Source organism: Schaalia radingae (assembly GCF_900106055.1).
Lineage (GTDB): Bacteria > Actinomycetota > Actinomycetes > Actinomycetales > Actinomycetaceae > Pauljensenia > Pauljensenia radingae_A.
Genome location: NZ_LT629792.1, coordinates 959,962 through 977,284 on the forward strand (window position 1 = coordinate 959,962; position 17,323 = coordinate 977,284).

14 protein-coding genes are annotated in these 17,323 nt (G+C 60.8%); 9 read left to right on the top strand and 5 right to left on the bottom strand.

Going from position 1 to position 17,323, the window contains the following annotated elements:
* Positions 1-17 precede the first annotated feature (17 nt).
* The 4 genes from BLT69_RS04235 (at position 18) to BLT69_RS04250 (ending at position 2,708) form a co-directional block, all read left to right on the top strand.
* Positions 18-728 carry a hypothetical protein gene (locus BLT69_RS04235; protein ID WP_058236495.1) on the top strand — a complete coding sequence of 237 codons (711 nt, stop codon included), beginning with the start codon at positions 18-20 and terminating at the stop codon, positions 726-728.
* Positions 721-1,287, top strand: coding sequence for a YceD family protein (locus BLT69_RS04240; RefSeq protein ID WP_058236496.1), 567 nt, complete (start codon positions 721-723; stop codon positions 1,285-1,287). The genes BLT69_RS04235 and BLT69_RS04240 overlap by 8 nt, the downstream gene beginning before the upstream one ends.
* Positions 1,280-2,020 (top strand): ribonuclease III, encoded by a 741-nt coding sequence (rnc, locus tag BLT69_RS04245; RefSeq protein ID WP_058236497.1) that lies wholly within the window; start codon positions 1,280-1,282, stop codon positions 2,018-2,020. Before BLT69_RS04240 ends, rnc begins: the two co-directional genes overlap by 8 nt.
* A gap of 73 nt (positions 2,021-2,093) precedes the next feature.
* Positions 2,094-2,708, top strand: coding sequence for a response regulator (locus tag BLT69_RS04250; protein ID WP_058236871.1), 615 nt, complete (start codon positions 2,094-2,096; stop codon positions 2,706-2,708).
* Between the two features lies 1 nt (position 2,709).
* Here BLT69_RS04250 and BLT69_RS04255 read toward each other — a convergent pair whose 3' ends face one another.
* The 5 genes from BLT69_RS04255 to BLT69_RS04275 all read right to left on the bottom strand — a co-directional run bounded on the left by BLT69_RS04255 (position 2,710) and on the right by BLT69_RS04275 (position 10,752).
* A complete protein-coding gene (locus BLT69_RS04255; RefSeq protein ID WP_058236498.1) occupies positions 2,710-4,422 on the bottom strand; it encodes a sensor histidine kinase in 1,713 nt (570 codons plus the stop codon).
* Positions 4,419-6,179 carry a thiol reductant ABC exporter subunit CydC gene (gene cydC, locus BLT69_RS04260; protein WP_092648479.1) on the bottom strand — a complete coding sequence of 587 codons (1,761 nt, stop codon included), beginning with the start codon at positions 6,177-6,179 and terminating at the stop codon, positions 4,419-4,421. Before cydC ends, BLT69_RS04255 begins: the two co-directional genes overlap by 4 nt.
* A complete protein-coding gene (cydD, locus tag BLT69_RS04265; RefSeq protein ID WP_070725857.1) occupies positions 6,176-7,936 on the bottom strand; it encodes a thiol reductant ABC exporter subunit CydD in 1,761 nt (586 codons plus the stop codon). Before cydD ends, cydC begins: the two co-directional genes overlap by 4 nt.
* Positions 7,937-8,050: 114 nt before the next feature.
* Positions 8,051-9,181 (bottom strand): cytochrome d ubiquinol oxidase subunit II, encoded by a 1,131-nt coding sequence (cydB, locus tag BLT69_RS04270; protein WP_058236501.1) that lies wholly within the window; start codon positions 9,179-9,181, stop codon positions 8,051-8,053.
* An 11-nt stretch (positions 9,182-9,192) separates the two neighbouring features.
* The gene (locus BLT69_RS04275) at positions 9,193-10,752 is read right to left on the bottom strand and encodes a cytochrome ubiquinol oxidase subunit I (RefSeq protein ID WP_058236872.1); all 1,560 of its coding nucleotides are present in this window, start codon (positions 10,750-10,752) and stop codon (positions 9,193-9,195) included.
* A gap of 486 nt (positions 10,753-11,238) precedes the next feature.
* Between BLT69_RS04275 and BLT69_RS04280 the strand changes: the two genes are divergently transcribed.
* From BLT69_RS04280 to proB, 5 genes are all read left to right on the top strand, one after another.
* A complete protein-coding gene (locus BLT69_RS04280) occupies positions 11,239-13,752 on the top strand; it encodes an Rne/Rng family ribonuclease (protein ID WP_092648480.1) in 2,514 nt (837 codons plus the stop codon).
* Positions 13,753-13,922: 170 nt separating this feature from the next.
* Positions 13,923-14,243: a 50S ribosomal protein L21 gene (rplU, locus tag BLT69_RS04285; protein WP_058236873.1), complete on the top strand. Its 321-nt coding sequence runs from the start codon at positions 13,923-13,925 to the stop codon at positions 14,241-14,243.
* Between the two features lie 57 nt (positions 14,244-14,300).
* Positions 14,301-14,561 (top strand): 50S ribosomal protein L27, encoded by a 261-nt coding sequence (gene rpmA / locus BLT69_RS04290; RefSeq protein ID WP_058236503.1) that lies wholly within the window; start codon positions 14,301-14,303, stop codon positions 14,559-14,561.
* Between the two features lie 96 nt (positions 14,562-14,657).
* The gene (gene obgE, locus BLT69_RS04295) at positions 14,658-16,196 is read left to right on the top strand and encodes a GTPase ObgE (RefSeq protein ID WP_058236504.1); all 1,539 of its coding nucleotides are present in this window, start codon (positions 14,658-14,660) and stop codon (positions 16,194-16,196) included.
* Positions 16,193-17,320 carry a glutamate 5-kinase gene (proB, locus tag BLT69_RS04300; RefSeq protein WP_058236505.1) on the top strand — a complete coding sequence of 376 codons (1,128 nt, stop codon included), beginning with the start codon at positions 16,193-16,195 and terminating at the stop codon, positions 17,318-17,320. The genes obgE and proB overlap by 4 nt, the downstream gene beginning before the upstream one ends.
* Positions 17,321-17,323: the final 3 nt, after the last annotated feature.

Here is a 17,323-nt window from a genome sequence, read left to right on the forward strand (position 1 = left end):
AACAGGCGGAGGACACAATGGCTTACGACGAGAACGTCCCTTCTGACGAGCCGAGTGACAGCTCGGAAGTGTATGGCCCATCGACGGTGATCGCGGCGCTCGAACAGATCGAAGCACTGGTTGAAGAGGCTCGTTCGGTTCCACTTTCAGCATCCGTGATGGTCAATCGCGCTGAGATCCTTGATCTGATTGAACAGGCCCGAGCCGCGCTGCCTGAAGACCTGGTTGCAGCAGACGCCCTCGTCGCTGACGCCGACGCCGTGCTGGGCCGGGCTGACTCGGCCGCTGAAATGACGCTGACGGAGGCCCGCACTCAGGCACGAACCCTCACTGACGAGGCGCGTGAGCAGGCCGAGCACATGATCGCTGAGGCGCAGGACAAGGCACAACGCACCGTGGCCCACGCGCAGGAACAGGCTGAACATGTTGCCAATCAGGCCCGCTCCGACGCTGAAAACACGCTCAGTGATGCGAACGCTCAGGCTGAACGCCTCATCGCGAGTGACCGAATCTCCCAGATGGCGGAAGATCGTGCACGCCAACTGGTCGGTGAAGCGAAGAACGATGCGCGCAAACTGCGCGAAGGTGCCGACCGCTACGTTGTGAAGTCCCTGGGCGAGCTGTCCGACGTGCTGTCGGATCTGCATCGACGTGCGCAGGCCGGTCAGCGCACCATTCTGGAGCGCGCCAGCCAGGAAAAGACGGATATCTCCCTTGACGATGAGTAAACGCGAACCGGTAGCGGCATCCTCACTGACCGTGTCACTGCGCGACGTGCCGCGCCGCGTTGGAACGACTCGCAGTTATGAGCTGCAGTGGCACGTGCCCGCAGGCATCGGCACCCCGATGATGGCGATTCGAGAAGGCGCGCTCGTCCCCGTCACCGTGGACATCACGTCGATCGACGAGGGAGTCCTGGTGCGCGCACGCTGCCAGTGCGACCTGGAGGGTCAATGCGTGCGCTGCCTGGATGACATTGTGCAGGAAGCGGACGTGGACGAAAGCGTCGTCTATTACGATCAGCAGCCGGAAGGTGACGAGGACGCCCTTGTCATCAGTGCGCACGACATGCTGGATCTGGAACCGATGCTGCGTGACGCAATCGTGCCGCTGATTGATCCGCAGCCACTGTGCGGTCCGGACTGTCAGGGGCTGTGCCCGCATTGCGGTGAGCGTCTGGATGATCTGCCTGAGGATCATCACCATGAGGTTATTGACCCTCGGATGGCTTCCCTTGCGCAGCTGCTGGATGATCTGAACGTACAGGACGGGCAGGATCGTGGCTAAGCATTCGAAACTTCCTGAACCTGTCAATGTGGATACGGCTGAGCTGGAACGCAACTGGGGGATTGAGGTTGACCCCTCGCTGCTGCATCGCGCGCTGATTCACCGATCTTTCGCCTATGAGGCCGGCGGGATTGCGCATAATGAACGCCTGGAATTTCTGGGCGATTCTGTCCTGTCCATCGTGGTGGCAGCCCGCCTGTTCGAGGATCACCCTGACCACAGCGAAGCAGACCTGTCGCGCATGCGTGCGGCCACCGTATCGCAGGAGCCTCTGGCATACGTCGCGCGGCGCATCCACCTGGGTGATTTCCTGTACCTGGGCAGGGGCGAAGATATTCACGGTGGACGTGACAAGGACTCTATCCTCTCCGACGCGCTCGAAGCGCTGATCGGGGCAACGTTTCTGACACACGGGTTTGAGAAGACTCGTCAGATCGTGCTCCATCAGCTTGCTGACCTGCTGGATCGCGCTGTTGTGCGCGGACAGATGCAGGACTGGAAGACAACGCTGAGCGAATATGCGCGCGACCACGGTCACGAGCTGCCCGTCTACCAGGTCACCAGCACCGGCCCGGATCATGAGCGCAGCTTCACCGCCACCGTTGCTTTCGGTGAGGTGGGCTATGAGAAATCGGCGCTGGCAACAGCGGAAGGCACGTCGAAGAAGCACGCTGAAAATGCGGCGGCTCGAGCTGCGATCGCGCGGCTTGACCCGGATTACCCCATGGAATGATCGCGCCGCCAGGCACACTATGATGGGACATGTGATGAGTAACGAAAATCCTGAACGTCCAGATGTTCGCGTCATGATCGTCGATGATCATGAGATTGTGCGTCGAGGAATTGCTGAAATCGTCGACCGGGCCGATGGCCTGGAAGTGGTTGCAGAAGCGGGCACCGTGGCCGACGCGTTGCGCCGCGCCGATCTGGTTCGCCCGGATGTTATCCTGGTGGACTTGCAGCTGCCGGATGGCACCGGCATCGACATTATGGACCGTCTGGGCACTGACCATCCTGAAATCCGCCCGATCGTGCTGACCTCGTTCGATGATGACGAGGCACTGGCTGAGTCCCTTGAAAAAGGGGCTCGCGCCTACGTGTTGAAGACAGTGCGTGGAGCTGAAATCACTGACGTGATCCGCGCCGTTTCAGAAGGGCGTGTCCTGCTCGATGAGCGCACTGTGACGCGTCGCCGCGCTGATCACGATGACCCTACAGCTGACCTGACACCTTCTGAGCGCAATGTGCTCGAGCTGATCGGCGATGGCCTGTCGAACCGTGAGATCGGGGAGAAGCTCGGTGTGGCTGAAAAGACGGTGAAGAACCACATTACGTCGTTGCTGTCGAAGATGGGTCTGCAGCGTCGCACGCAGGTGGCAGCCTGGGTGGCGGGCCAGCGAGCGGCGGCCTGGCGTAACTGACCTATTCCGGGTCGATTTCCGCGCGCCAGATAATTTCTGCACCTGCGCCGTCGATACCTGCGCCGAACACGAAACTGCCGGCGTGACGTCGGGCGCGCTCACGCATATTGGACAGGCCGGAATTGCGTGTGCGGTGCGGGTCGATTCCGCGTCCGTCGTCAGCCACACGCACGCACACTTCTCCAGCAGTGTCATCGGATGGGGACGTCACTTCCAAAATGACGCGCCCCGCCGTTGCGTGCGCATGCCGCGCAATATTGGACAGTCCTTCACGCACGACAGCCACCACATCATCACCCACATCATCGGACAGCATGTTTTCGATGGCGCTCACCATCGCGTCTTCTGCTTCTTCGTCCTCGTTAATCGCCGTGCCGTCCAGTGAAATGACGAGGGAGGGCGCGAATCCGAGGAACGAGCGTGACAGGGAAGATTCCTGACGGACGCGCTCGACCAGACCGACATTCTGGTCGGGCTCGCGCAGGCCGTGGACGATGGCACGGATCTGGCGTACGGCGTCATCCACCGAGGCCAGTGCTTGATCCAGAATCGACGACACCTCGTCGGTCGATGCCTCTTCTTCCCTGACTTTTGAGCGGGCCGCGTCCAGGCTCATCCCCGCCGCGAACAGCTGCTGGATCGCGAAATCGTGCAGGTCCCGGCTGATACGTGAGCGTTCATCGAGCAGGGTTTCCACGTCTTGAATGTGGCGCGCCGATGCCAGCTCCAATGCCAGGGTGGCCTGGGATGCGAGAGATTCAGCCAGTGGCAGGTCTGACTGGGCGAATTCCTGGCGTCCGGGTTTGCGCAGCAGGATCAAGACACCAGACGTTTCGCCACGAGCCTTCAGGGGCGCGTACAGCGCGGGGCCGAATTTCGTGAATTCCGGGACGCGCATGATCTGTGCGTGCTCCATTGAATCAACCATCATGCCGGTGCCTTCCCTCAGCACGGACATGGTGCGGCCTTCTTTCGGGAAGGTCAGTCCCAGCAATCGATCCGCGTCGTAGCCGTCGGTGATCTCCGCCGCATACGTGTCGCCCACGGAGGGCAGCACAATGATCGCGGTATCCGCGTGGGACACGTCGCGCACGGTGTGCGCAATGAGTTCGAGGGCTTCTTCCTCGTCGGTTCCTTCCAGCATTGCTGTTGTCAGGCGTTGTGAGGCTGAGATCCAGCGTTCGCGGTTACGTGAGTGTTCGAATCGTTCAGCGTTTTCGATTGCCAGTCCGGCTGCGCGTGCCAGCGCGCTCACCGTTGCGACGTCCTCGTCGGTAAAACCGCCGACGCGCCCTGTCAGGAACAGGCGCCCGAACACCTGTTCGTGCACGTTGAGGGAGATTCCCAGGAAGTTGTCAATCGGTGAGGAGGACCCAGCGTCGGCTGGTTGGGCGGGAAGTTCGAAATCGACGTTCGGGTTGAGCAGGTCAGGTATGACCAACGGCTCATGGGGCGGGATATGCGCCGTGAGCGTTTCGATCAGGGGCTGCGTGTGAAGTTCCTGGGCTCTGGCTCCGTGACCGACCAGCCGCGCGGTGCGTCCCCACGTGTCCAGCACGGCCACGCCGCCCCACCTGGCGCCAGTGAGCAGGCACGACTGATCGACGAAAGTTGTCAGAATCGGATCCAGTTCCAGTGAAGCCGTCAGGTCCAGTACAGCCTGCAGGATCGACGGGTCCGCATAGGTGTCATTCGTGTGCGTTGGTGGTGTCACTGTTCCTCCTGCTGCAGTGCCCACCGATAGTTTCCAGCGTGAGCGATGAGCTGGTCGTGAGTGCCCGATTCCACGACATGCGCGATGCCGTCCTCATCCTGTTCCAGAACGATCACCTGGTCAGCCTTGGCAAGGCCCGACAGGCGGTGCGTGACGACCACGATGCCGCGTCCCTGGTCAGTCGGGCTGAGCAGTGTATCCATCAAGGCGTCAGCGGTTGTCGCGTCCAGATGCTCGGCAGGCTCGTCCAGCAGAACAAGCGGGGCAGGAGCAGCCAGCGCGCGGGCCAGCAGAAGTCGGCGGCGCTCACCACCGGAAACTGTGGTGCCTCCAGAGCCGATCAGCGTGTCCAACCCTGCCGGCAAGGCATCACACCACTGTCCCAATCCAGCCGTATCCAGCAGCTGCCGGGCTTCTTCACGGGTCACGTCCGACCTGGCAACACGGATGTTCTCATAGACGGTCGTGGCAAAAATGTGTGCATCTTCGGCGGTCATCGTGATGCGGCGGGTCACGTCGTCGCGATCAGCCTGCCACGCGTCCACGCCGTCAATCGTGACACGCCCTTCCTTGGGCGGAAGCATACCGGCGAGCGTAAACAGGAGCGTCGACTTGCCGATGCCGGACGGTCCCACAATGGCGATATGGGACCCCACGGTGATGTCCAGCGAGATTCCACGCGCAATGGTCGGTCCGTCAGGCCACCCAATCGCAAGGTTTTCCGCAACCACTCGAGGAGTGGCGCCGGTGTGCGCAATGGGATGAGTTTGAGGCGCGTCCCCCTCGCCCAGCAGATCCACAATGCGCGTTGCAGCGTCGGCAGAACGCAGAAGTTGAACGGCTGCGCTTGGAAGTTCCGCGGTGCCTTCAAATGCGGCCAGTGGTGTAAGTACGATCACCGCCAGTGCCACCGCGGCAAGCGCGCCCGAGCGTGTCTGCGGGATGCCGACCAGCAGTGCTCCCACGACGGCAGCACCCATGGCCAGTCGATCCAGCGCAGCAGCCCAACCGGCCGGCCACGCTGCCTGTCGTGTGGTTGCGACGAGGGAATCCTCAATGCGTTCGATCCGTTCGCGCACATGAGCCAGGCGGCCCTGGATCTGCAGTTCACTGGCACCATCCATGACGGTGACAACAGATTCAGACAGCTGCGTGCGCGCGTGACGCGACGACATCTCGGCTTCTCTGGCTGCATACATGTTCAATGCGGGCGCGATAACGCCGGAGACCAGCAGGCACAGGAGCAGGATCAGCCCGGCGGCAGGGCTCAGCAGGCTGATTCCAATGACGGTCCCGACTCCCACGATGGTGGTGACAATGGAGGGGAGCAGTGACTTGACGACCAGGTTGCCTACTTCATCTACGTCCGAACCGGTGCGTGCCAGCAGGTCGCCGCGCTGAAGCTTGGCAACGGTGTCGACGCGGGTAGTGGACAGGATGCGGTAGACGTTCTGCCGTAGCGCGTCCATTCCCGTTAAGGCGACTTGATGGCTGGCCAGGCGCTGCAGATACCGCATCAGCGCGCGAGAAATGCCGAACAGGCGCACCGCGACGGCCGCGACCGTCAAGTACAGGACCGGCGGGTGTTGGGAGGCGCGCGCGATCAGCCAGGCAGAGGTGGCGGACAGGGCGATTGCAGCGCCTAAGCCGAGTACGCCTAACAGGACCGACAGGATAAAGTTCTTCTTATCGACATCCAGAAGGTCGATGACGCGGCGCACAGCGCGCCGTTCTTTTTGCGTCAGAAACAGGATCATTTCACCGCCTCCGATTCGTCGAGGAATCCGGGCAGCGTCACGCTCAGGTCTTCCAGTTGCTCAATCTGCGTGAGGATGGGGTACTCCTCGGCATCCTGAGCAGTTGCTGCCTGCGCCGAGACGGTGATGACGTGGTCTGCTGCCGCAACGACGGCCTGGCGGTGCGCAATGACGATGACTGTTCGCCCCTGCGCTTTCATCTGCTCTAGGGTGCGTACCACGACGTGTTCACTGACTGCATCCAGGTGCGCCGTCGGCTCATCAAGGATGACGATAGGGGCCGGATCGAGCAGCGCATTCGTGAGGGCAAGGCGTTGACGCTGACCCACTGACAGGCCGACACCGCGGTATCCGATCTGCGTGTCCCATCCGTCGGGTAGTTTGTCGAGCACCGCGTCGAACCCGGTTGCCTTGCTGGCGGCATCACGCTGCTGATCAGTGACATCGTGCGTTATGACGTCTCGGATGGTGCCGGGAACGAACGTGGGGGATTGTGGAACCCACGTGACCTGGGTCCACCATGAGTGTGGATCGATGTCGGCCAGGTCTACAGGTTCATCTGTGCCGGTATCCGGCTGTGCGATGAGGATCCGCCCTCGGGTAGGTGGTTCCAGTGCCAGAAGAGCCATAACCGTCGTTGTTTTTCCGACTCCGGATGGGCCGACGAGGGTGTTGATCGTGCCCGATTGGATCGTGGCGTTCAGACTATGAGGTGCCCACACTTGCCGGGCGGCAACAGACAGGTCCTCGATGATGATGTCGCGCGAACTCATGTCGGGTGACTGGTGCGCGCCTTGTTCGGTTACGGGCGTTTCCAGAATGTCGAAGGCGGCTTCCGCGGCGGCAATTCCGTTTGCTGATGCGTGGAACTGTGCGCCGACTTGGCGCAGCGGTTCGAATACTTCAGGGGCCAGCATGATGACGGTCAGGCCGACGGTGAGTGATACGGTTCCGCCCACCAGTCGCATGCCTACCTCAACCGCAACCAGCGCCACGGACAGAGTAGTGAGAAATTCGAGGACGCCTCCAGACAGGAAGGCGACCGACAGCGTCGCCATCGTGGTGCGCGTATTTTCTGCCCCCAGGCGCTTCATATGCGCCATCGGGCCTTTTTCGCGCCCCAGGCCTCGGAGCGTGGGCAGGCCCGCCATCAGGTCAAGCAATTGTGAGCCGAGCCGTTCCATGGAGGCAAGTTTGCGCCGTGATGATTCCTGCGTGAATCGACCGATGAGGATCATGAAAACCGGAATCAGCGGGATGACGATCGCTGCGATCAGGGCTGACCAGAAATCAAGCAGGAGCATCGTCAGCAGCGCGAGGGGGGTGACCGTCATTGCGAGGATGAGCTGAGGGAGGTATTTGATGAAGTAGGGCTCCAGATCCGCCAGACCGCGTGTGGCCAGGGTGGCTACGTCCGCTCCGTGACGAGCACGCCAACGTGGTCCAAGTTTTTCAACATGGTCGAGGACTGCGCCGCGCATCTCTCGCACTGCTTTTTCTGCGGCGCGCTGACTCAGCGTTTCACGCAGGCCGATCGTCGCCGCCCGCACAGCCAGCACACCGATCAACAGGCCAATCGTCGGCATGACGTCACGCAAATCCGCTGTTCCCTCGATGACGGGGGAGGCGGTCCGGGAGATCAGGAGGGCCTGCACGATGACGAGAGCTGCTGTGAGCAGACCCAGAAATGCGGTGAAGACGATGTGGACCCGTGCTGAACGTGCGTATTTCAGTAGTCGCGGATCAAGAGGTTTCACACGTTCTATTGTGCCAGTTGTGGGTACGAAGTCCCAAAAGGGCGCGCAATAGGGAAGGTCCCCGGCTCCGTTGGAGCCGGGGACCGTGACCCTTGTCAGCGTTCGAGCGCGAAACTATCCAGCCAGGAAGTTTTCGCCCAGGCGAATCTTCTGAGGCAGCAGTCCCGCATTTTCGTGAACGTCCTTTGTCGAGATACGACGACGGAACGTGTAGTAGCTCCATGCCGTGTAGGCCAGGACAACGGGAACCAGGCAAACCGCGACGATTGTCATCACCGTCAGTGTGCCGGTCGTCGATGATGCCTGCTCGATTGTCAGGGAGTATTCCGGTGCAATCGAGGACTTCATGACGTTCGGAGCCATGATCGTGAAGATCCACGCCACAGCGGCGGCAATGGCGACGGTGGAGCAAATGAATGCCCAGCCTTCGCGACGCAGTTGCTTTTGTGAGAAGGCTGCGGCCGCTATCAACGCCAGGGCGGCGATGACCAGCGGAATCCACGCGAACACGGATGTTGCCGATGTTGCGTAGGCGAACTGACCCCACAGGACCCACACAGCTGCCAGAGCCGTCGCGGCAATGGAGGCGGGTCCTGAGATTGCGTTGGCACGCTCACGCAGGATGCCGTCTGTCTTGAGGGACAGGAACTGTGCTGCGTGCGAGAAGCAGATTGCTGCCACTGCGATGCCGCCCAGTAGGTTGAACGGCATGAGCAGTGAGAAGAAGCCGCCGGTCAGCTGGTGCGATGCGTTCGCCAGAACTTCAGGCGTGACCTGCTCGGGGGGCACAACTTCGCCGGCGCGGGTGACGACCTCGATCTTCATGCCGTGCACCAGGTTGGCGAATGCGCAGCCCATGAGGATCGGAACACCGTAGCCGGCGACAACGTGGAAGCGATCCCACATTGCACGCCACTTTTCGGTTGCGATCTTCGAGCGCCACTCAAGAGCGGCGATACGCAGGATCAGCAGGACGAGCACAACGAACAGTGCGAGGTACATGCCGGAGAACATTGTGGCGTACCACTCGGGGAATGCGGCGAACATGGCGCCACCAGCGGTGAGCAGCCACACTTCGTTGCCATCCCAGTGGGGTCCGATGGTCTTCAGTGCTGTGGTGCGTTCCTTGTCGTTCTTGGAGACGAACGGAAGGAGCATTGCAACACCGAGGTCGAATCCCTCGAGAACCAAGTAGCCGATCCATAGAACGGCGATGAGGATGAACCAGAGAATACTTAGCATCAGTGTCTACCTCCTCAGTATCCGAACGACAGTGCGCCGACTGCTTCGTTGTCAGCATCGTCATCGTGAGCTGTCTTTTCAGAAGCCGATGAGATGCCTTCAAGTGCGTAGCGCTTGAGCAGAAGGAACCACACCACGCCGAGAACCCCGTACAGCAGCGTGAAGATCACCATGGTGAGGAACACCTGGATCGGGGGGATCGTTGTGGAAACGGCAACTGATGTCATTTGCATGACGTTGCCGACCGGATCGGCGTTGGCCAGGCCTGGTAGGTTCGGATGCACGATCCACGGTTGGCGGCCCATTTCAGTGAAGATCCAGCCCAGGGACGCCGCAATGAACGGCGTCGGGATGGTCCACAAGGCGAACTTGCCCAGCGCGGCGCTGGTGGAGATTTGATCCTTGCGCGTTGCCCACAGGCCCCATACGGCCATGATTGCGGCGAAGATACCGAAGCCAATCATCAGCCTGAAGGTCCAGAAGGTCACCATCTGAGGCGGACGGAAATCGTACTGTGAGGCGTCACCGTACTGTGCAACGAAGTGCTCGTTGGCATTGAGGGTTTCCACCAGGCGAGCCTGGATGTCGGCCACACCTTCAACCTCAGCGCTGAAGGAGTTGTGCGACATGAAGGATGTGACACCGGGGACCTGGATAAATTTGGTGGGCTGTGATTCGCCGTTGAGAGGGCAGGAACCGAACTGCGCCACGGTGAAAGCGGCAGATTCTGTGTCAACACAGACGCCTTCGGCAACTGCCATCTTCATGGGCTGCAGCTTGACCATTTCCTGGCCCTGGAAGTGACCGGTCACGACGGTGCCCAGACCGCCGACGATGACGACGACCAGACCAAAGCGTGCAATCGGACGCCAGATATCGCGAGCCTGCTTTTCGCCTTCAGCACCGCCTTCGCGGGCTGCGCGTGTCATCCACCATAGGCCAAGTCCTGCAACGAGGGTGCCGGCAATCAGCCAGGAGGAGGTGAGGACGTGGGTGAATTCCCACAGGAGGACCGGGTTGGTCACAACCTTGAGGAAGCCGCCTGCACCATCGAGTTCAGCGCGGCCCACTTCAGGGTTGAACACTGCGCCGGTGGGGTGCTGCATCCACGAGTTCGCACCCAGAATCCACAGTGCTGAAATCGTGGTGCCTGCTGCGACGAGCCAGATGCTGGCCAGGTGCATGCCCTTGGACAGTCGACCCCAACCGAAGATCCATAGGCCCAGGAAGGTGGACTCCATGAAGAATGCGAGAAGTGCTTCAACTGCCAGAGGTGCACCGAAGATGTCGCCCACGTAGCGGGAATATTCTGACCAGTTCATTCCGAATTGGAATTCCTGGACGATACCTGTCGCGACACCGAGCGCGAAGTTGATTAGGAAGAGTTTGCCAAAGAAACGTGTGGCTTTGAGCCATGTTTCGTTTCCGGACCTGTGCCACTTCGTCTGCATGATTGCGACGAGGAGCGACAGCCCGATTGTGAGAGGGACCTGAAGGAAGTGGTACACCGTGGTGATACCGAACTGCCATCGTCCCAGCGTCAGCGTGTCAAACGCTGCCGGAAGCAGGGTCATGATGCTCGCCTTTCCGGTGACGGAATCGTTGTTGTCGATAGAAATACGGATATACGGCGCCACGCGATTGACATGACGCCATGTCAAGAAGATAACTCATTGACCAGGTGGTTAATGGCAGAATCGCCGAAATTGCGCTGATTCGCTGTTTCATCTTCACTTTCAAGGTGTGGTGAAACTTCCAGGTGGCAACGGAATAGGAAACAAGAGTGTTGCCTATTTCGTGTGACGTGGAGTCGGCACTCACATGTGCCGCGTCGCTCAGGCATTGAACCGGTAGATGTGCCACCCGCCTCAGCGCTTCTTATTCCGTTGGCACTTCGCCTGTGTCACAATAGGGGTAACCAAGGCCGTTGCGAGAGCACCCTCGTAACGGGCGTACTGCGTCGACCGCGACTGCTTAAGTCGGTTGCTCCGCTGTGTACGCTATCGTGCTTTGCGCGAGCCTGAACGCTTCCGCCCACGTGGGCGACGACGGGTGGATCCATGGTGCGTGTGGATCCCCTCCAAAATTGGAGAAAAGTGACAACGACCGAACACGAGGGATCGGCAGCACACGTGCCTGCCGCCTCCCTGCTATTTCAAGCGCCGACTTTTACCGAGCCGGCTCCCGCACCATCCCGCTCGGACGATTCGACATCATCGCAGGACTCGTCCGAGGAATCACCCCGACGCTCACGCTCGCGTCAAAAGAATAAGGGCAAGGACAAGGACTCCTCGCAGTCCCAGGACGACGGCAAAGGTAAGAACAGAAAAGGCAAGTCCTCCTCTTCCAAGTCATCGTCTGGAAAGTCTGGCACGCAGGGCAGCTCCGACGACAATGCCGACAATTCGGGTGAGAGCAACTCCGGTAAGAAGGACCGCAAGCAGGACTCCGGGAAATCACAGCGCTCAAGGAAGTCTTCCCGCAAGTCGGCAGAGCCAGATTTGACGTCAGATTCCGCAGATTCTCAGGATTCGTCCGCGCAGGACGGTGATTCTGCTCCCTCCGAGTCAGAATCGTCCGAGGGATCTTCACGCCGTCGTCGCCGCCGGCGTTCACGCTCGCAGTCCGGTGATTCCTCTGACAGCAACGATCAGGTCACCGCGCTGAAGGGATCAACTCGCCTGGAGGCGAAGAAACAGCGTCGCCGTGAGGGTCGCCGCGATGGCCGCCGACGTCACACGATCACCGAATCGGAGTTCCTGGCGCGGCGCGAGTCAGTCACCCGCAAGATGATCATTCGCCAGCATAACGGCCTTGATCAGATCGCAGTGATCGAAGATGACCTGCTGGTCGAGCATTACGTGGCTCGACGCACCCACCAGACAATGGTCGGCAACATCTACCTGGGTCGCGTCCAGAACGTCTTGCCGTCGATGGAAGCTGCGTTCATTGATATTGGCCGAGGCCGAAATGCCGTACTGTATGCCGGTGAGGTCAACTGGGATGCCGTGGGCCTGGAAGGTCGCCCTCGTCGAATTGAATCGGCACTCAAGTCCGGTGACGCGGTGCTGGTGCAGGTCACCAAAGACCCGATCGGCCACAAGGGTGCCCGCCTGACCAGCCAGATCACGCTGGCCGGACGCTACCTCGTCTTCATTCCGCACGGCTCCATGATGGGTATTTCCCGCAAGCTGCCAGAATCTGAACGAGGACGCCTGAAGAAAGTCCTCAAGAAGGTCATGCCGGCCGGAGCCGGTGTTATTGTTCGCACCGCGGCCGAAGGTGCGTCCGAAGAACAGCTCGTTGCCGATGTTGAGCGCCTGTCGAAGCAGTGGGACGACATCACCAAGCGTGAGAAGAACACGAAGTCGGCCCCGACGCTGGTGCGCGGCGAGCCCGAACTGGCTGTCCGCGTCGTGCGTGACATCTTCAACGAAGATTTCGCTCAGCTGATTATTCAGGGCAAGGACACGTATCACACAGTCAGCACATACGTCGAAGAGCTGTCGCCTGAACTGTCTGACCGCGTCGAACAGTGGGTCGGCACGAATGACGTCTTCGCTGAGTTCCGCGTCGATGAACAGCTGGCCAAGGGCATGGACCGCAAGGTGTGGCTGCCCAGCGGCGGCACGCTGATTATTGACCGCACCGAAGCGATGACGGTGATCGACGTCAACACCGGCAAGTACATTGGTGCCGGCGGCACGCTGGAAGAAACCGTCACGCGCAACAACCTGGAGGCCGCTGAAGAGATCGTGCGTCAGCTGCGTCTGCGTGACATCGGCGGCATCATCATCATCGACTTTGTCGATATGGTGCTTGAATCCAACCGTGACCTCGTCCTGCGCCGCCTGGTTGAGTGCCTGGGACGTGACCGCACTCGCCACCAGGTCACTGAGATCACCTCGCTGGGTCTGGTGCAGATGACGCGAAAGCGCGTGGGGGAGGGCCTTGTTGAAGCATTCTCCACACCGTGTGAGGCCTGCGAAGGCAAGGGCTTCATCGTGCACACTCACCCCGTGGAAACGCCTGGCGCGGATCCTGCCTCGCACAGCAACAACAAGCAGAAGGGCCGCTCCAGGCGAGAGACGAAGAATAACGAGGATGGCCCCGGCTCCAAGCGTGCGCGTGAAGCGCTGAATGCCATCGCGGCGGCAGCGAGCCACGCACACGAAAAAGATCAGGAAGATAGCCAGGACAGCCAGGACAGCCAGGGCAGTCAGGGCGGTCAGGGCGGTCAGGATGGTCAGGGCGGTCCAAACGATCAGCCTGCGGCGTCCGCCGAAACCGAACAGACCAAGGCTGCCAGTGAACAGGACAAGCCCGCTCAGCCGAGGAGACGTCGGCGTGTGTCGACCGGAAAGACGGTCGAGCCGGAACCGGTGACTCCCACCCCGGAGCCGACACCGGAGCCTATTTTGGAGCCCGAACCGGCCGATGAGCAGCCCGAACGTCATCACGCGGTGACTTCGCTGGATGATATTCAGTTGCCAGATGCCGCGAAACGCTCCACACCTACACGACGTCGCCGCCGGGTGGCATCGCGTGGCGTCATTGAGCCTTCAGCGTCCTAACCGTGTGGAATTGCACAGCCGTGAGAGCTGGATTTCGGCTCTGACGGCTTGCCCACGGGTCCTGTTTTCGGGTAAATTTGATCCTCGGCGCACCAAGGCGCCAGCGAGTGATTGCCAGACGATACGCCTCAGTATCACAGGCAATTGATTCGTTCCGTACGAGTAAAGAGATGAGCTCCAACGTGGTCTACGCGATCGTCAAGGCCGGCGGCCGACAAGAAAAGGTGTCCGTCGGAGACGTCGTAGTCGTCGATAAGCTGGCCGATGAAATCGGATCCAGCATTGAACTCCAGCCACTGATGCTGGTCGACGGCGACGCCGTCACCACTGATAAAGATGGACTATCAAAGGTCTCCGTTAAGGCTGAGGTCATCGACGCGACCAAAGGTCCGAAGATCTCCATCGTCAAATTCAAGAACAAGACTGGCTACCGTAAGCGTCAAGGTCACCGGCAGAAGCAGTCGGTCATCAAGATCACCGAGATCGCCTGAACGATCCCACTGATCGATTGAGTTTCTAGTCGTTCGAAGAGAGAAAGCACCACTAACATGGCACATAAAAAGGGCCTCGGTTCTTCCCGCAACGGTCGCGATTCGAACGCTCAGCGCCTGGGCGTGAAGCGTTTCGGTGGCGAATTCGTCAATGCTGGCGAGATCATTGTCCGTCAGCGCGGCACACACTTCCATCCCGGACGTAACACCGGCATTGGCAAAGATGACACCATCTTCGCCCTCAAGCCCGGTTCGGTTTCCTTCGGAAAGCGTCGCGACCGCCGCGTCGTCGACGTCGTGGAGTCCGTGTCTGCCTGATTCATTCAGCGTCAAGGGCGTTCGGCCGTGAGCCGGACGCCCTTTTCCTGTTGCGTATCATTGTTTGTGTCAGTCAGTTACACCTAAAGGACCACCATGGCGGATTTTGTTGACCACGTTCTGATTCATTGTGCCGGAGGCAACGGAGGCAACGGCGTCGCGTCAGTCAAACGCGAAAAATTCAAGCCGCTGGGAGGTCCCGACGGGGGAGACGGAGGCAACGGCGGCTCGGTGATTCTGCAGGTCGACCCGCAAACCACCACGCTGCTGGCCTACCACCGCAGCCCACACCAGTGCGCCGAAAACGGCACACCCGGCATGGGAGACTTCCGGCAGGGGAAAAACGGAGCCGACATCATCCTGCCTGTCCCAGACGGCACGACCGTTAAGAGCGCGGACGGCGAACTGCTGGCTGACCTGACAGGCGAAGGCTCTCAGTTCATCGCTGCCGAGGGAGGCCGCGGCGGCCTGGGCAATGCCGCACTGGCATCGAAAGCCCGTAAAGCGCCCGGATTCGCCTTACTGGGGGAGCCCGGCGAGACGCGCGACATCATCCTTGAACTCAAATCCGTTGCCGATGTCGCCCTGGTGGGCTACCCGTCGGCCGGTAAATCCTCGATCATTGCCGCCATGTCGGCGGCACGTCCGAAGATCGCTGACTACCCGTTCACCACGCTGATCCCGAATCTGGGAGTGGTCGAAGCCGGCGGTATGCGTTTCACAATGGCGGACGTTCCAGGCCTGATCCCCGGCGCTTCGCAGGGCAAGGGCCTGGGCCTGGAGTTCTTGCGCCACATTGAGCGCTGTGCAGTGATTGTCCACGTCCTCGACACAGCCGCAGTCGAATACGACCGCGACCCTGTCAGCGACCTCAAGACGATCGAAAATGAACTGGCGCAATACCAGAGCGACCTGGGGACGCCTCACGGGTACGTGCCGCTGATGGAACGCCCGCGCGTCATCGTGCTCAACAAGGTTGACATTCCCGATGGGCAGGACCTGGCCGAATTTGCCCGCCCTGACCTTGATGAGTTTGGCTGGCCGGTGCTGGAAGTGTCTGCCGTGACCCACCGCGGTCTGCGCGAACTTGCTTTCGCACTGGCACCCCTGGTTGAAGAACAGCGCCGGGCAGCTCGGGACGCAGCCGACGAGGCACCCCGACCGGTCATTCGTCCACGCCCTGTGGGTGAGGTAAACCAGGTGAGTGTTGAGCCGTGTCAGTTTGAAGGACGCACCGTTTACCAGGTGCGCGGCGACAAGCCAGAACGCTGGGTCAAGCAAACCGACTTCACCAACGATGAAGCGATCGGCTACCTGGCCGACCGCCTTGCCACCATCGGTGTGGAAGATCAGCTCGCACAGGCCGGTGCCAACGCCGGTGACACGGTTGTGATCGGCCCCCTTGAAGGCGGCGTGATTTTCGACTGGGAGCCCTCCTTGACGACTGGGCCAGAACTGCTTGGATCGCGCGGCACGGACAACCGTGTCGATGCGTTGAAGCGGCGCACGAACCGGGAACGCCGTGAGGAGTATCGCGCCGCGATGGACGCGAAAGCTGCGGCCCGTGACGAGCTGTGGACCGAACGCGAATCGGGTGTGTGGACGGATCCGAGCACCGAGGACGATCGGGCGTGAACGGAGTTACGCGTGCGCGACGCATCGTCGTGAAGATCGGTTCCTCATCGTTGACGCGCCCCGATGGGGGGCTTGACCTGAACCGGATTGACCAGGTTGCGGGTATGGCCGCGCAGTGGTGCCGGGACAACCATGAAATCCTCATCGTTTCCTCCGGTGCCGTGGCCGCAGGGCGCACGCCGCTGGGGATTACCGGGCGTCTCCATGACTTAGCCACTGTCCAGGCGTGCGCGGCAATGGGGCAGGGTCTCCTGGTTGCACAGTGGTCGGCCGCTTTTCAGTCCCACCATCGTCACGTCGCACAGATCCTGCTCACGACCGACGATGTCATGCACCGTGAGCACTACACGAATGCGCGCGATGCGATGGAGCGCCTCCTGTCCCTGGGAGTTGTCCCGATCATCAACGAGAATGACACCGTCGCCACACGCGAGGTGCGTTTCGGTGACAATGACCGGCTGGCCTCCTACGTGGCCCAGATCGTGGCCGCTGATGCGCTGGTCCTCCTGACGGATGTGGATGGCCTGTACACAGCGCCGCCCTCGGACCCTGCTGCCGAACTGGTGGAGACCGTGACGCGCACGGATGATTTGCGGGCGGTGCTGGTGGGCGGTTCGGGATCGTCGGTGGGCACGGGCGGCATGGTCACCAAAGTGCAGGCCGCAACGATGGCTGCTGCATCCGGTATCGGTGTGTTGCTGACAAACGCGGATAAGCTCGATCAGGTGTTCGCCGGGCGTAAGGTCGGCACATGGTTCGAGCCGACGACGTCACGCCCCGCCTCGAGGCGCCTGTGGATTGCGCACGCCGCCCCCTCGTGCGGAGAACTCGTCATTGACGAGGGTGCCGTCCGCGCACTGACTGACCGCAAGAAGTCGCTGCTGGCTGCAGGTATCACAGCGGTGATGGGCAATTTCCGCAGCGGCGACGTTGTCGATGTGGCGGGACCGACCGGGCTGATTGCGCGCGGCATCGCAGCCTACGATGCTGACACAATTGCGCAGATGAGTGGCGAGAATGCGGATGACCTGCGTCGTCAGGGGTGGGATAACCCTCGCCCAGTGATTCACCGCGACGATTTGGCGATCCTGTCGCTTGCATCAGCGGCAAGTATGTCACGATAAGAG

Bases quoted from the DNA above. Each gene is read 5' to 3' on its own strand.
- BLT69_RS04240 (WP_058236496.1), top strand. From the start codon at position 721: ATGAGTAAACGCGAACCGGTAGCGGCATCCTCACTGACCGTGTCACTG.
- rpmA (WP_058236503.1), top strand. From the start codon at position 14,301: ATGGCACATAAAAAGGGCCTCGGTTCTTCCCGCAACGGTCGCGATTCG.
- obgE (WP_058236504.1), top strand. From the start codon at position 14,658: ATGGCGGATTTTGTTGACCACGTTCTGATTCATTGTGCCGGAGGCAAC.
- BLT69_RS04250 (WP_058236871.1), top strand. From the start codon at position 2,094: ATGATCGTCGATGATCATGAGATTGTGCGTCGAGGAATTGCTGAAATC.
- BLT69_RS04280 (WP_092648480.1), top strand. From the start codon at position 11,239: ATGGTGCGTGTGGATCCCCTCCAAAATTGGAGAAAAGTGACAACGACC.
- cydC (WP_092648479.1), bottom strand. From the start codon at position 6,179: ATGATCCTGTTTCTGACGCAAAAAGAACGGCGCGCTGTGCGCCGCGTC.
- rplU (WP_058236873.1), top strand. From the start codon at position 13,923: ATGAGCTCCAACGTGGTCTACGCGATCGTCAAGGCCGGCGGCCGACAA.
- BLT69_RS04275 (WP_058236872.1), bottom strand. From the start codon at position 10,752: ATGACCCTGCTTCCGGCAGCGTTTGACACGCTGACGCTGGGACGATGG.
- BLT69_RS04235 (WP_058236495.1), top strand. From the start codon at position 18: ATGGCTTACGACGAGAACGTCCCTTCTGACGAGCCGAGTGACAGCTCG.